Raw genomic sequence first — 14,679 nt, 5'->3', positions numbered from 1 at the left:
GCTAAAACTGGATGTCAATATCCATTTATCTTGCGGGGCGATTTGTCGCAGCGGGCTGAGCGTGCCTCGAGCGCCGGGACGAACCGCTGCGTGAGCCATGCATCGGCCCGGGAGTCGGTCGCCCTTGCCCTGGACTGCTTCGTCGGGGACGGTCGCCTCGCAGTTCTGGTTTAGGCTTAAGGTTCGAAATCCATTGGCGTTGCGCGACGAATGTGTTGGGTCTGGGTTGCGGACCTACGCCCCGATTCCGAACGAAGGTCTCGAGATGCGGCCGGAGGTTGCTCAACGGCCATAGGACCGTAATCTGGTGCGCACTCCGGGAAGTACGGCCGGTTCAGCCGCTGGCCACCCGGTCATCACTTTCGTTCACGACGCCAAAGAGGGCCGAACATGAATTCTGCAGGCTCGTACCAAGCCGTGCGCCGCGCAATGCTTTCGCTTCCCTGCCTGGTCACTTGCTTCGTCACCTTGCTCTGCGCGCCTGGCACACGCGCCGACGAGCCGAGCAGCCTGACGAGCGAGCGGATCGTGGTCCTGGTCAGCATCGATGGGCTGGCGGCGTTTTACGAGGACGATCCTCAGGCCAAGATGCCGACGATTCGGGCCTTGATCGAACAAGGTGCATGGGCACCCATGCAGGCATCGGCTCCCACGGTCACCTGGCCAAATCACACCAACCTGGTCACCGGTACGACCTCATCTGGGCACGGCGTCGTCGGCAACGCCTATTTCGATCGCGAGCAACGGCGCGAGGTGGCCCTGATTCTCGATCCGGAGTTCGACAAGGAGCAGATCGTCCGAGTGCCCACGATATATGATGCCGCGCACGCCGCGGGCCTGAAGACGGCCGCCGTGCGCTGGCCCGCCACGCGCAATGCCAGCACGCTGGATTGGACGGTGCCCGAGGTCGGTACGGTCGAACAACTGCATCGTTTCACGACGCCGCAACTGTTGGCCGAATGCAAAGCAGCGGGCATCTGGTCCGACGGCACGCTCGATCGCTCCAAGGGCAAGGAGCTGTTGATCATGTCGGACGACTCGGCTCTGGACATCTTTCTACACATCTTGCAACGGCATCGACCACAGCTCGCGCTGCTGCACTTGATTCGTGTCGACACGATGGAGCACGTTCATGGTCCGCGCTCGCCCGAAGCCTATGCGGCCATCGAGCACGCCGATCGACAGGTGAAAGGCGTCTGGGAGACGCTGCAGCGCGAGTTCCCCGGCAGGGCCACGTTGTTCGTCGTCTCAGACCACGGTTTTTCGCGGATTCAGCACATGCTTGCGCCCAACGTCGCCTTGCGCAATTTGGGACTGGCGACCGTCGAAGGCGACCAGGTCGTCGGGGGCTCGGTGCGCGCCGTGGTCCAAGGCGGCGCAGCCATGATCTACATTCTCGATCCGGATCATCGCGAGGCCATTGTCACCCGCTTGCGTAAGTTCTTCGACGACGTTCCCGGTATCGGCAAGATTGCGGGTCCCGGCCAATTGTCCGAACACGGCGTCGCGGAGCCGAGTGTCGATCCCCACGCACCGGACATGATCTTGTTTGCGGCCGATGGCTATGCGTTTACCGCGAAGGCCACGGGAAGCGACGTCCTGGTCGAGGAGCCGGAGAAGCAGGGTACGCACGGCCACGACGAACACCTGCCGATCCTGCATGCCTCGCTGATCGCCTGGGGCGCCGGCATACGGCCTGGCGTGCGCTTGAATCTCGTCAGCAATACGTGCGTGGCGCCGACGTTGGCCCGCCTGCTCAAGTTGGACTTGAAGCAAGCCACGGGCCAGTCGCTCGACGAACTGCTCGCGCCATAAATCGGCCGCGCGATATGCCCCCGCAGCCCGAGCGGCGCATTACCCCGCGCGGCGCGCGTAGACCAACCAGTAGGTGATGGGAATCACGAACAGCGTGAAAATCGTCGACGCGAGGAGGCCGAAAATCAACGACCAACCCAGGCCGGAAAAGATGGGATCGAGCGTGATCGGCAGACTCGATAGCATCGCGGCGCCGGCGGTGAGCAGAATGGGCCGTAGCCGCACGACGCGGCTCTCCAGGATCGCCTCGAGCAGCGTGCGGCCGTTACGCATCGCAAGTTGAATGAAGTCGACCAGAATGATCGAATCACGGGTGACGATACCCGACAGCGCGATCATTCCGATCATCGCCGTGGCAGTGAAATACACCGGATCGGCATATCCGCCGATCTGTTGCCCTAGGAACGAATTCAGGAAGTAGAACCCGGGCATGACGCCGAGCACGGTGAGCGGAATCGCCAGCATCACGATGAGCGGGACCGTGAAGGATCCGGTCTGCGCGACGAGGATGATATAGATCATCACCTGCGCGGCGCCAAAGGCGAGCCCCAGGTCGCGAAACACGTCGAGCGTGATCTTCCATTCACCCTCGCCGGCGAAACGCACGGCGATGCCTGTGGGCAGGCTCCAAGGCACACCGCCGCGCGGATCGATAAACGTCCGGTCGGCCACCGGGCGCGCTGCGGCAGGAGCTTGAGTTGACGTGGTCAGCGTCGAAGCCTGGAGATCGCCTAGGATGTCGACCACGCAATCGGCCGGCGGCCGCCCGGCGGTTTCGGCAAACACATACGCGACCCGGGCCAGGTTCTTGTGATAAATGGTCTGGCCGACGCGGCCGGTCGTCCAGGTACCAAGCTCGGCCAACGGCACCATCGCCTGATCGCGACCGCGGACGTAGATCTGGCTCAATTGGTGTTCGGTCGATCGTATGGAACGCGGCACGCGAAGGTTGATCCGCAGCGGGTGTCGCTCTGCCTCGACGCGCAACGTCTCCGAGTCCGAACCGCCCAGGGCGAGTTGCAGGGTGTCCGCCAGGTCGCGGGCACTGACTCCGGAGAGCGCCGCCTTCTCTTGATCGACATTGAAGACCAGCTTTTCGACGGCCGCTTCATACACGTCGTCGACGTCGACCACTCCCGGCTCGGCGCGAAATCGATCGGCCGTGGTCCGCGCGGCGGCGAGTAGCTGCTCGTAGCTGTGGTCGGGCTGGCCGTAGATCTCCGCCACGAGCGACGCCAGCACGGGCGGTCCCGGCGGCAATTCGACGATCTTGAGCACGGCTCCGTGGTGCTGAGCCAGCTCGGTCAAGCGATTCCGCACGCGGAGCCCGATCGCGTGGCTTTGCTGTTGCCGATGCTTCTTGCCGACGAGATTCACGCGCAACTCGGCCTGTTCAGGTGCTCCGCGCAGATAGTAGTGTCGAACCAGACCGTTGAAGTCAATCGGCCCGGCGACGCCGACGTAGCTTGTGTAATCGGTCACCTCGGGCAGGCCGGCCACCTCGCGCTCGACGTCGCGAGCGACGGCGCTGGTTCGCTCGAGCGTTGTCCCCTCCGGCAGATCGAGAATGAGCACCAGCTCGTTCTTGTTGTCGAAGGGCAGCATCTTGAGCGGCACCGCGCGCGTCGCCGCGAGCATCATCGCCCCTAGAGTCAGCAGCCCGATGACCAACAAGAACGCGCCGGCCCGCCATCTCGAAGTCAGCAACGGCAGCATCAAGGGCCGAAACAAGCGATACAAACGCGACTGTTGCACCACGGCCGGGTCGTACAAGGCAGGTTGCTGCCCGACAGCGGCGGGATGCCCCGCTTCGTCCGGACGGTGGAACCGGCTCTTGAGCACGTGATAGCTGAGCCAAGGCGTGATGGTGAACGCCACGACCATCGACATGAACATCGAGACCGGCACGTTCAGGGCCATCGGCGCCATGTACGGCCCCATCATCCCGGTGATGAAAAACATCGGCAGAAAGCTGACGATGACCGCCAAGGTGGCGCTGATCAGCGGCGGCCGGATTTCGGCCACGGCGTCGAGCACGATGTCGCGCGTCGCCTTGCGCTTTTCCTCGAAATGTCGCGTGATGTTCTCCACATCGACGATCGGGTCGTCAACCAACAACCCCAGCGCCAGGATCAACGCGAACAGCGTGACGCGATTGATCGTGTAGCCGGCCAGCAGGTTGATCGCCAGTGTCAGCCCGAAAACCACGGGGACGGCCACCGCGACGATCAGCGCCTCGCGCCAACCGAGGCTCAGCGTGAGCAATGCGATCACGATGACGATGGCCACGCCCAGGGCCTCGACCAGCTCGTTGACCTTTTCATTGGCGGTCAGGCCATAATTGCGCGTCACGATCAGCTCGACGTCGTCGGGCAACATCTCGTGCCGCAGGCGCTGTGCCTCGGCAAGCACAGAATCGGCGACAGCCACGGCATTGGCGCCCTTTTGCTTGGACAATGCCAGCGTCACCGCGGAGGTAGCGGACTCGGTGGCCGCGGGCGGCCCGGCGTGCGTACCGAGCAGCGTGCCGGCAGACCCCGCGTGCGCGGCAAAGCCGCGCGCCGGCCCCCAACCATGCCGCACATAGTTGACAGGCTCAGCCGGCCCATCGCGCACGGTGGCGACGTCTTTGAGAAACACGGGCCGGTCGTCGTGGATGCCGACCACGATCTCGCGGAGTTGCTCAGCGCTGTCCAACATCAGGCCGGCATCGACGTGGATCACGCGATCAGCCTGCGTAAAGCTGCCGGCCGACTCGGTTACGTTTGACTGCCCGATCGCGCGTTGAACCTCCAAGGGGCTGACGCCGTAGGCGACCAGCCGTTGCGGCAAGAGCTCCAGGTGAACGGTTCGCGGTTCGCCGCCCACAACATATGCCCGCGATACCTTCGGCAGCGCTGCCAACCGCTCGACCAACTCTTCGCCAAGTCGACGCAAGGTGTAGGAGTCGCGATTCGCGCCGGACAGGGTCAGGGTGACGACCGGCACGTCGTCGATTTCGACCGGTTTGACGATCCAGCCGCCCAAGCCAGGAGGCACCAGGTCCTGGTTTTCGTTCAGCTTCGTCAACAGCTTGACCAGGCTGCGCTCGCGGTCCTGCCCGACGTAGAACCGGACGGTGATGATCGCGAAATTGTCGCGCGACATGCTGTAGACGTATTCGACGCCGTCGATCTGATACAGCACGCGTTCCAGCGGCGTCGCAATGAGCTGCTCCACCTCGGCCGCCGAACGCCCGGGAAATCGCACGTAAACGTCGGCCAACGGGACGACGATCTGTGGGTCCTCTTCGCGCGCGGTCAAAAACAGCGCCGCTGCGCCCAGCAACAAGGAAAACACGATCAGAATGATCGAGAGATTTGACTCGAGGAATATTCGGACGATGCGCGACAGCACGTCCGTGTGTCCGGTACCCGTCGAGCGATCTTCGTGGCCGGTTGCCTGTACCATCTCAACGACCCTGAGTACTGACGCCAGGCACGAGCACTTGCTCACCCGGCTTGAGGCCCGCTAGCACTTCGTAATCGTCATCAAAGCGGCGGCCCAACTGGACGTCGCGCCGGACGACGCGTCCGGCAGTGGCCACGTCAACCATCGTCAATTGCCCGACCCGGCGGACGGCCGTCGCGGGCACCATCACCAGTTCTTCGTCGCTCAAGGGCAGGACGATGCGCCCGAACATGCCGCTGTACACCCCCGGCGGGCAGGGACCGGTTACCTTGACCGTGAACGAGTGGCTGGCCGTTTCGGCCTCGGGCACGATTTCGCTGATGGTCGCAAGGCAATCGTAGTTCAGGACGTCGAGCCGCACGCGGATCTTCTGACCCACCTGCAGGGTCATGGCCAGCGATTCGCGCACGGTGGCCACTAATTGCATGCGATCCGGATCGTAGAGCGAAAGCAGCACCTGGCCGGGCACCGCCGTGTCGCCGACTTCCACGCGTTTGTCGACCACCGTGCCTGTGATCGGCGAGCGTATGACGGCGTAATCGAGCAACACGACGGCCTCGCGGGACGACTCGCGGAGGCGCTCGAGCTCCGCCTTGGCGGAACGCAGGGTGGCCGTAGCGGCGTCGAACTCGGCCTGCGTGCTCACGCGCTGCTCGCGCAATTGGCGCGCACGATCGAAATCGGCTTGAGCCTGTTCGAGCGCGGCTTGCGCGGTGTTTACGGCGGCCTCGGCCTGCTTGAGCCGTGCCCGCAAATCGGCATCGTCGAGCCGGATCAAGACCTCGTCCTTGGCCACCGCCTGGCCCGCGCGGACGTTGACTTCGACGACACGTGCCAGAATCTTGGCGGCCAGTGCGGCTTCGTGAATCGGCCGCACCGTGCCGACGGCCGTTTCTTCGCGCGGACGCTTAACGAGGCGCACTTCGACCGTTTGCCCCGCCGCATTCGAGTCATGTTGCGGAGAGGGCGCCGTCGGGGTCTTGCGCTCAAACGCCCCGGCCAGGAACAGCAGCAACCAGGTTACGCCGGCGGCCATGCCGAGGGCCAGCAGCACAAAGCTTAGCTTGTGCCAGACAGCCATCAGGCGGCCAGTCTGCGATTTCGCGGGCAGAGACTCGACGTTCATGACCTGCCCCCCTTGGCAAGCGGTTGGTATCGCTCCGGTGTCTCGGTGAAGCTCCGGCAGTTACTTTCCGACACGAAGTAATACGTCGCACCGTGGAGTTCGCAGGTCGCGGCGGCCAATCGCCGATCGAATCGCGTGCCACAGACGGGATCGATCACCAGTTCGCCCACGGAATACCGGTCGTTCGCCTCGACCTGCAAGCACACATCGACGCAATGCATGATCTTGTCGTTCAGCCATTGTCCTAGATCCTCGGCATCGAGAGCCTCCAGGTCGACCACGCGCTCGTCGTGGCGAACGAATGACAGAAACAGCGGCAATACATCGAGGTCGTAGGTCAACGTCCAATGGGTCATCGACGTATCGGGATGGCAAGCAAAAGTCAGTCGCGCGGTGGCTGGAAACCGCTCCGAGTGTTGGAACCGGCATTCGGCCTGGATCAAATCGGCGCCGGCGTTCGTCTGCACCGTAGCGTTTTCGAAATGACGTTCGAGCTGGTGCAAGCGCGGGACAATCAAGTCGCCCAGCAACTTCTGCCCTAGACGTTGGAACCGTTGGCGCTGCAGCTGTCGCTCGCGGCACTCGGCGGCGGCGTCCTGCCGGCGCTGCTGCTGCTGGGCGGCGTGTTCTTGCAGTCGCCGGGCGATACGGGATTCGAGGTCGGGCGCTTGCATGACTGGATGTCCTCGCGATGCGATCACGCTTGAAGCAACGTCAGCACGCTCGGGCGGTAGGCCCCTTAACCCGTCGTGCAGCGCGGCCCCTCGCCGGTCGCACGTTGGCCACGGTTCCAGGGCATTTTTGCCACCAGATTGGCCATCGGGCAATCGTCCGTCAGTCCGGCATAGATGAGCCCGGCGCCCATGGCCGCAGCCAGCCAGCTCCACCGCACATCGACGGCCAAGGCCAACACGGCGCCGAACACGACCAAGGAACCGATCACCACGCGCACTTGCCGATCGAGCGGCATGGACGGCAGGCCGCGATCGAGCGGTAATCCGGCCGCATCCCAGGCGAGCGTGCCGCCCGCCACGTTGACGACCTGTGCGCAGCCGAAACTTGCGAGTCGCTGACACGCCTGCTTGCCTCGGCTGCCGGAGCGACAGATGACATAGAGCGTGTGCTGGGTCGTGCAGCCGGCGGCGCGCAACGCCTCGAGGGTCAACTGGTCGAGCGGTACGTTTTTGGCCCAGGGCACGTGCATGGCGTCGAACTCCGGCGGGGTCCGCACGTCGATCAAGGTCAGTGACGCATCGCGCTCGCGCAAATTCGCCAGATCCTGGGGGGTGATGGTCGCTTCCATTTCAAAGCTCCTCGTCTGACGTCACTCGGTGTATGTGTCGCAATATCGATACATAACGACATATAAGGGAAAAAAGAGAGGCGGCTCAACCCTTGCCAAATCGCCCCTCGATGCAACTCATCAGTTCGCCGAGGTGTGGCTCGACAATGCGGTAATAGACGAAACGCTGTTCCTTGCGCGAGTCGAGCAGGCCGCAACGCTGCATCAGCCTCAGGTGCTCGGAGGCCATCGGGCTGGTGATCCCGCAAGCCTCGGCCAGTTCGCCCACGGTGTAGGCGTTGCGCAGCAACATTTGCACCATCCGCAGCCGATGGGGATGGGCCAGCGTCTTGAGACACTCGGCCGCCTGCATCCAGGCGTCGACGCTCAATTCCGCGGCAGCCTGCTTTTTGGTCTTCTGAATCGCCATGGGAAACTCCTTCACTCAAATATATCGTCATATCTCGATATGTCAATCGAGAAAAAATTGCCCACCCGCCGGCCTGGGGGCTCAGAAATGCCCTCCGGAGGGGCGCGCCGCGACCCGCTGGCACTGCTGGCACGAGCTCGACATTTGCGGCGGGGTCAGGTGACGTCCCGGGTTGGCGATGCCGCAACATCGCCAGGTTGCGCCCAGCCATCGTCGGCTGCGCGATGGGAGAACTGAGCGAAGGGGATGGCCAGAAACAACAACCGGCTCACGTCCATCGAGATGGGTAAACACGCGATGGCGATCAGGCTCACCAGGGGTGTAATCAGGATCCTCCGGGTGATGCTCCGCACGACGGCCGGCGAAATGTCCGGCGACACGAGCCGCTGGCGCGTCGTCGCGTAGAGCCAGATGGCCAGTAGCGAAAGCCCGCACAGCGCCTGGGTCGCTCCGTACAAGAGCATTGCCAGCTTGTCGTGACGATAGGTCGCCTGCAGTCCCGTGGGGAACGGGACGAAGGAGACGCACAGCAGAAACAAGCCGTTGACGGCGATGAAGCCGCGGTCGACGCGCTCGACGTAGTGGCACAGCACATAGTGCTGCAGCCAATAGGTGCCGATCAGCACGAAGCTGACCGCGTAGGCGAGCAACGGATACCGCATCTCCACGAGATATTCGCTCAGCTCTTTGTCGGTCACCTTGTGAGCCGAGGGCACTTCGAGCCCCAACACGAGCAGGGTGATAGCGATCGCCACGACGCCATCGCACAACGTGATCAAGCGATCTGGCTTGAACATGACACCTCCGATGACTGGAACTGTGACGAAGCACGCAGCCGGGTTTGTAACCTTGCGTCGCGAATTGTTCGAGGGGGGGGCGCTGGCCAGGAGGCATCGCGGTATACGCTTGTCCAACGAGGGACTTGCAGCGGCTTGCTCCTAATCACAGAAAAGCCAACAATCGTGGGAGACGGCCAATCCGCGACTCGTTCGTCGCCCTGGCGACCACCTTGGTTGCCTCGAAGCCATTCAAGCCCACGCGAGCGCGGCAGGAGTCACCGTGGAACGCGATATGTACGCGCGGGCCTAGGGCCGCGCGTCGCGCATGGTTCGCTGTGGCTTACGGTGAATTCAATTCCGCTTCATGAGGTCACCTGTGTCGGAACAGGACTTTGCCTTGCACGACTGTAGCCTGGCCCGGTTGGCGACGGGCCGTTCGTGCACCAATCTTCGCGAACTTCTCGAGACCTTGCGCGACGCGCCCGATGCCGTGCTGCGGCATCACATGATGCGCTGCGCGCTGGAGAACTACTTCGATCTTTACGAGTTCCCCAATGACCTGGCTCGTTGGTGCTGGGACGCCCTAGGCGACCGTGAACTCGCTGAAGAACTCGGACTGATCAACCCCTATGCGCTGCCGACGGTCGACGAATTGCGCCACGCGTTAGTCGATACGGTGGAGAATCGCCTGTGGGCCTTGGAGCGCGTGCCCTGGTGCCGACCAGGTCATGAGTTGCACATCATCGAGTCGCGCATCATTTGCTTCGACACGGGCGAACGGTTTGGTTCGCTGGCCGCGTTTGCCGAGGCGCTTCCGAAAATCTCGCTACGTTCCCTGTACTACCACGTGCACGAGGCGCATCGGCGCCAGGGTGTCGACGATATCTCGGCCTGGCTGGAGCGACTGGATGCCGACAAGGACTTGGTGCGCAAGATTCGCACGATCGATTTCTATTTCTCCAACCTCAATCAACTCCGCCGCCAATTATTCGATATCCTTTGCGCCGCCGTGCCCGAACTGGCGGCCTTGGTGGGACTGATTCGATGAGCACGCTCGAACGCTATGCCGAGGTGGTCGGACGATCCGAAATCGATCGCCTGCGCCGTCTGGCCGAGCACCTGCAGGGAAAGCGCATCGTGCACGTCAACTCGACGCGTGCCGGCGGCGGCGTGGCCGAGATCCTGTCGTGGATGGTGCCGCTGATGGACGAATTGGGCATCGAAGCTGCTTGGGAAATCATCAGCGGGAACGATGCCTTTTACCGCGTTACGAAGGCCTTCCACAACGGCATGCAAGGGCTGCCGGTGACCTTGCGCCCCAAGGATTTCAAGCTCCATCTCGAACTGAACGAGGCCAACGCCAAGCAGCTCGACCTGCATGCCGACGTGGTTTTCGTTCACGACCCGCAACCGATCTACCTGCCGCGTTTCACGCCTGCCGGCCAGGTGGGGCGCTGGTTGTGGCGGTGCCACATCGACGCGTCACGTCCCCACCGCGGCGTATGGCAGCATCTCGCCGGCGCGGTGCCGGACTATCAGGCGACGATCTTTTCGATGGCCGCCTTCACTCGCCCCATCGGTCGCCCGATGTTCCTATGCCCTCCATCCATTGATCCGTTGGCGGAAAAGAACCGTGTGATCTCCGAGCAAGAGCGGCTGGCCGTCTTGCAGCAATTCAACATTGACCCCGAGCGTCCGCTGCTATTGCAGGTCTCGCGCTTCGATCGGTTCAAAGACCCGTTGGGAGTGATCGAGGCCTATCGGCTGGTCAAGGCCGTTCAACCCGAGTTGCAATTGGCCCTCGTGGGCGGGCCCGCGGACGACGATCCCGAGGGGGCAGAGGTGCTGGCCGAAGTGCTGGCGATTGCCGGCGACGACCCGGATTTGCACGTGCTTTCCTTGCCGCCCGATTCTCATTTGGAAATCAACGCCCTGCAGCGATCGGCCATCATCGTGCTGCAAAAATCGCTCAAAGAAGGGTTTGGGCTGACGGTCACCGAGGCCCTTTGGAAGAGCCGTCCGGTGATTGGCGGAGCCTGTGGCGGCATCACTTTGCAGGTCCACGACTACCAGACGGGCTTCCTGGTGCATTCCCCCGAGGGCGCTGCGTACCGGATTCGCTACTTGCTCCGCTATGCCGATAAGCGGCAGCGCATGGGCCAGACCGGCCACGACTTTGTCCGCGAGCATTTCCTGCTCACGCGGCATTTGCGCGACTACCTGTCGCTGTTGCTGTGCCTCGACAATCCCTCGACCGATACTCTCGTAGCCTAGGTCACGAGTGCCCGGAAACGGGGCCGGCCTCTGCGCGAAACGACCACACGGCAACCGGAAACCGGCGGAAGCACTCGGCAACGAGGAGCCGCTGGCCGACGTTCACGCGCTCGCCAGACAACGCGCATCGGCCGGGGCGCTGGCCCGAACATTCCAGCGGCGCGCAGTCGATTACCGTGTCGCCCCAGAATGCTGCGGATCTTGGCGCTTGTGGCGCGGCAATGGCGTCCTGGTTCAGACTCAACGCTCGGCGCAACAACAGTCGTGGGACGACGACCGTCACAAGCTGGTCGTCCAAGCGCCGGGCAAACGCCACGACATGCTCGGCGGCCGCCCCCTCGACCAGCAGCGGCAAATATGCTCCGCGCTGGAACAATTCAGCATTCGAGCGGCGCAACGCCAACAGCCGCCACACGACGAACAGCTTCAGCCGGTCGTCGGTGGGTGCTTCGAACAAGCGTTGCGCTAGCGCGGAAAGGCCCGGGGCGCTGTCGCTTGCCGATTGCAGCTCTCGCAACAGCCCTGCACGGTAATCGAAGTCGACCGACCGCCGATTGTCCGGATCGACCAGGCTGAAGTCCCAGCACTCTTGTCCCTGATAGAAATCAGGAAACCCTGAGGTGGTGGCCTTGAGGACGAGTTGGCTGATCGAGTTGTAAATACCCCAGGGGGCCAGCAACGTTTGAAAAGCTGTCACGTCGGCGAGGAACGCGTTTCGGGAACCCGGCGTGAGCGTACGCACGACAAATTCGCGCACGGCACGGTCGTAGCGTTCGTCGGGATTGATCCAACTGGTGTGCTGCTTGGCCTCGTGAGTGGCCTTTTCCATGTAACGCTGGAGCCGCGCGCTCAAATCGCGCCAGTCTGTCGCCTGGAGACGGCCGAGCGGCAAGATGCCCAGCAGGCTCTGGTAGTACAGATATTCGTCGGTCGCACTTGGTGCCCACTGGCCGTCGATATCGACGCAGTGGCGTCGGTTGAGGCGGAACCAACGCTGGACTCGCTTGCGCCACAGTTGGGGCATCTCGGCCAACAGCTGGAGCCGTGCCCGCACGTCCTCGCTCCGCTTCGAATCGTGCGTCGAGCTGGCCAACATGGCCCCGGGGTGCTCGAGCTGGCGGCGCACGTTGGCTTCGTGAAACTGCGCCGTAGTAACGACCGCGTCATGCGGGTCGGTGCCAACTTCATTGACGGCGGCCAGCGGCACATGCACGTAGAAGGCGGTGTCCTCGACGCCTTTGGCCATCACCGGACTGGTAACCTGCTGGAAGCGCCCGGCGAACAACTCGCGCTCGCGGCGCTGCTCGTCGGTAAAGCTCGCCAGATTCTGCAGCAGCAATACTTCGCGCGCGAACTCGAACACTGTGGCATCCATCGCGGGATTGCGCCGGCGCGCCGTTGCGATGGCCGTATTCACGGTCTTGTGATCGCGCTGCGAAGCGCCGGCCGCACCGGGGTAAATCCGATACACGGGAAAACCGATCAGGATCTCACGCAGGGCATAGCGCAGCATGTTCAGCGTAAAATCGCGGGTATGCCGGTGTTGCTCGGAGATGCGATCCAGACGTTGCGCCAGCATCTGCAGCTCACTGGCCATCGCCACGCGCAGGATCAGGGCCTTCGAATCGCGAGCGACGCGCTCGAATGTGCGCGGGTCGTCGGTCCAGCGACGGAACGCCTGGTTCAGGGCGCTCCAGCCGCCAGCGTCGAGGAACAGGCCCGTACACTGCTGCACAAAGTCGTAGCCCGTGGTGCCTGAGATCGGCCAGGTTTCCGGCAGGATTTCGCGAGGCCCCAAGATCTTTTCGACCCACACGGGAAGCGGGCAGTCGGTTGTGCGCAACGTGGCCAGGTGCGTCGTCGAGGTCAACACCTCGAGCGTGACCGTATCTCCGAACACGGCTGCCAGGTCGTCCGGGTCTGGAGTCCGAATTTCGAGACGCGTGCAGAGTGACAGCAGAGCCTGAACCAGTAACTCCGTCCGCAGGGCGGCGGTCTCCAGGGCTTCGGCATGGTCCGCTGGCTGCATCGGGGACTGGCGCTGGAATTCCGCCTCGAGCAACCGCGCCAAATAGGACCACTGCAGGCGCCACAGGTAGATCTCCGGCGCATAGAGACCGTCGACGTGATCGATGCGAAGGCCCTGGACGTGGCCCTCGGACAGCTCCGACATCACACGGCGGTGTGCTTGGTAAAACACCGCAGGCCGTTCCATGCACAGTGCCGCCAGTTCGTTGACGTCGAAAAAGCGGCGGTAATTGATTTCATCGGCCGCCGTGCGCCAATGCGAGAGACGATAGGGCTGTTCATTGAGCATCGCGTCGAGCAGTCCGTAACGCTCCGGTCCCTCGCCGGCCTGGTTGACATGCTCGACGTTGGACCGGATCAGCTCTGCAACAGCTGGACTGGCCGCCTCCAAGTCTCGCAAACGCCGCTTGATGACCTCTTTTTCACGCTGGCGCTCGGCGACGGCCTCGGGCGCGATGTCGGTCTGGGCCGGTAGATGCTCCAGCGCCGTGAGAATGCTTTGCAATTCGACCACGTGCTCGTTGTTCTCGCCGGCCGACTGTAGCAGGCGGTCGAGATTGCGCGACAACAGCGGGATCGTGGTCTTGGGGCCCAGCGGAAACCGATGGTCGAAGTACGTCAGGCGGAACTCGCCGTCCGAATGCTCGATCTGCAGCTCACCGTTGTCGAGCACGTCGCCATACTGCCTGCCCAACACGGGCAACAGTACCCGGTTGCGAATTTCCGGCTTGGCGGGCTCCCAGTCGATGTCGAAATATTGCGCGTGTGGTGAATTGGGGCCGTTTTCGAGCACGTCGCGCCACCAGGCGTTCGCCCAGTTGGCGGCCATATGGTTTGGCACCAGATCGAGGATCAGATACATGCCCGCGCCGCGCACCGTCCGGGCGAACTGCAGAAAATCCGCATCGCCACCCAGCGACTCGTCGAATCGGCTGAAGTCGCACAAGTCGTAACCATGCGCGGTGCCGGGCCGGGCCTGAAGCAAAGGGGAAGCGTAGATGTGCGTGATGCCGAGATCGCGCAGATAGCTCACCAACGACGCCGCCCGACGAAAGTCCATGCCATGATGAAATTGGAGCCGGTAGGTGGCTCCAGGGGCCGGCGCGCGGACACGGACGCGCTCGAGCACGGCTTCGACCAAGGACTGCACGTCTTTTCCGCTTACGTGCCGATGCATCATGATTGGACACCTTGGTTGCAATACCATCAGCATAGCAATTGACGTGCCGGCTGCGCACCGTTAGCAACGTCACGTGCCGTCAACGGGCCAGCTGGCAGCCGTCGGTGCGCCGCGCGTTGACGTAAACTTGAATTCGCACTACGCGCAACCGCGCAATTGGGGTAAAAGCGAAATCCAGACACCTGAGTTGGCTAAGTCCTGACGCGCATCGGATTTGACCGCTTTGACTGTCCGCCGAATTCGAAAAGGGCTCCCCTTCCATGGGACGCGGCTCGTCCCGCTCATCCGCGAACTACGCTGAGAAGACCACCACCG

General features: G+C 63.0%; 10 protein-coding genes. 3 read left to right on the top strand and 7 right to left on the bottom strand.

Translation table 11 applies throughout. The features are described from left to right. Positions 1 to 390: 390 nt before the first annotated feature. A complete protein-coding gene (locus tag K1X74_21690) occupies positions 391 to 1,815 on the top strand; it encodes an ectonucleotide pyrophosphatase/phosphodiesterase (GenBank protein ID MBX7168964.1) in 1,425 nt (474 codons plus the stop codon). Positions 1,816 to 1,854: 39 nt separating this feature from the next. Here K1X74_21690 and K1X74_21685 read toward each other — a convergent pair whose 3' ends face one another. The 6 genes from K1X74_21685 to K1X74_21660 all read right to left on the bottom strand — a co-directional run bounded on the left by K1X74_21685 (position 1,855) and on the right by K1X74_21660 (position 8,900). Beyond that, complete coding sequence (locus K1X74_21685) at positions 1,855 to 5,265, bottom strand: efflux RND transporter permease subunit (protein ID MBX7168963.1); 3,411 nt, start codon at positions 5,263 to 5,265, stop codon at positions 1,855 to 1,857. 1 nt (position 5,266) lies between these two features. Next, positions 5,267 to 6,391, bottom strand: coding sequence for an efflux RND transporter periplasmic adaptor subunit (locus tag K1X74_21680; GenBank protein ID MBX7168962.1), 1,125 nt, complete (start codon positions 6,389 to 6,391; stop codon positions 5,267 to 5,269). Further along, a complete protein-coding gene (locus K1X74_21675; GenBank protein ID MBX7168961.1) occupies positions 6,388 to 7,065 on the bottom strand; it encodes a YHS domain-containing protein in 678 nt (225 codons plus the stop codon). Before K1X74_21675 ends, K1X74_21680 begins: the two co-directional genes overlap by 4 nt. Positions 7,066 to 7,130: 65 nt before the next feature. Then, the gene (locus K1X74_21670) at positions 7,131 to 7,694 is read right to left on the bottom strand and encodes a rhodanese-like domain-containing protein (protein MBX7168960.1); all 564 of its coding nucleotides are present in this window, start codon (positions 7,692 to 7,694) and stop codon (positions 7,131 to 7,133) included. Positions 7,695 to 7,779: 85 nt separating this feature from the next. Further along, on the bottom strand, positions 7,780 to 8,103 hold the full coding sequence (locus K1X74_21665; GenBank protein ID MBX7168959.1) for a metalloregulator ArsR/SmtB family transcription factor: 324 nt from the start codon (positions 8,101 to 8,103) through the stop codon (positions 7,780 to 7,782). A gap of 155 nt (positions 8,104 to 8,258) precedes the next feature. Then, the gene (locus K1X74_21660) at positions 8,259 to 8,900 is read right to left on the bottom strand and encodes a DUF1211 domain-containing protein (GenBank protein MBX7168958.1); all 642 of its coding nucleotides are present in this window, start codon (positions 8,898 to 8,900) and stop codon (positions 8,259 to 8,261) included. A 358-nt stretch (positions 8,901 to 9,258) separates the two neighbouring features. Between K1X74_21660 and K1X74_21655 the strand changes: the two genes are divergently transcribed. Together K1X74_21655 and K1X74_21650 are read left to right on the top strand one after the other, a co-directional pair. Next, positions 9,259 to 9,930: a hypothetical protein gene (locus K1X74_21655; GenBank protein MBX7168957.1), complete on the top strand. Its 672-nt coding sequence runs from the start codon at positions 9,259 to 9,261 to the stop codon at positions 9,928 to 9,930. Then, on the top strand, positions 9,927 to 11,156 hold the full coding sequence (locus K1X74_21650) for a glycosyltransferase (GenBank protein ID MBX7168956.1): 1,230 nt from the start codon (positions 9,927 to 9,929) through the stop codon (positions 11,154 to 11,156). Before K1X74_21655 ends, K1X74_21650 begins: the two co-directional genes overlap by 4 nt. Before the next feature lies 1 nt (position 11,157). On the opposite strand, the gene treY is transcribed toward K1X74_21650, so the two are convergent. Beyond that, a complete protein-coding gene (gene treY / locus K1X74_21645; GenBank protein MBX7168955.1) occupies positions 11,158 to 14,364 on the bottom strand; it encodes a malto-oligosyltrehalose synthase in 3,207 nt (1,068 codons plus the stop codon). Positions 14,365 to 14,679 lie beyond the last annotated feature (315 nt).

This window comes from Pirellulales bacterium (assembly GCA_019694435.1).
In the GTDB taxonomy this organism is placed as follows: Bacteria; Planctomycetota; Planctomycetia; order Pirellulales; family JAEUIK01; genus JAIBBZ01.
Note: the sequence above shows the minus strand (reverse complement) of the source record. Positions and strands in the feature narration are given on the sequence as shown.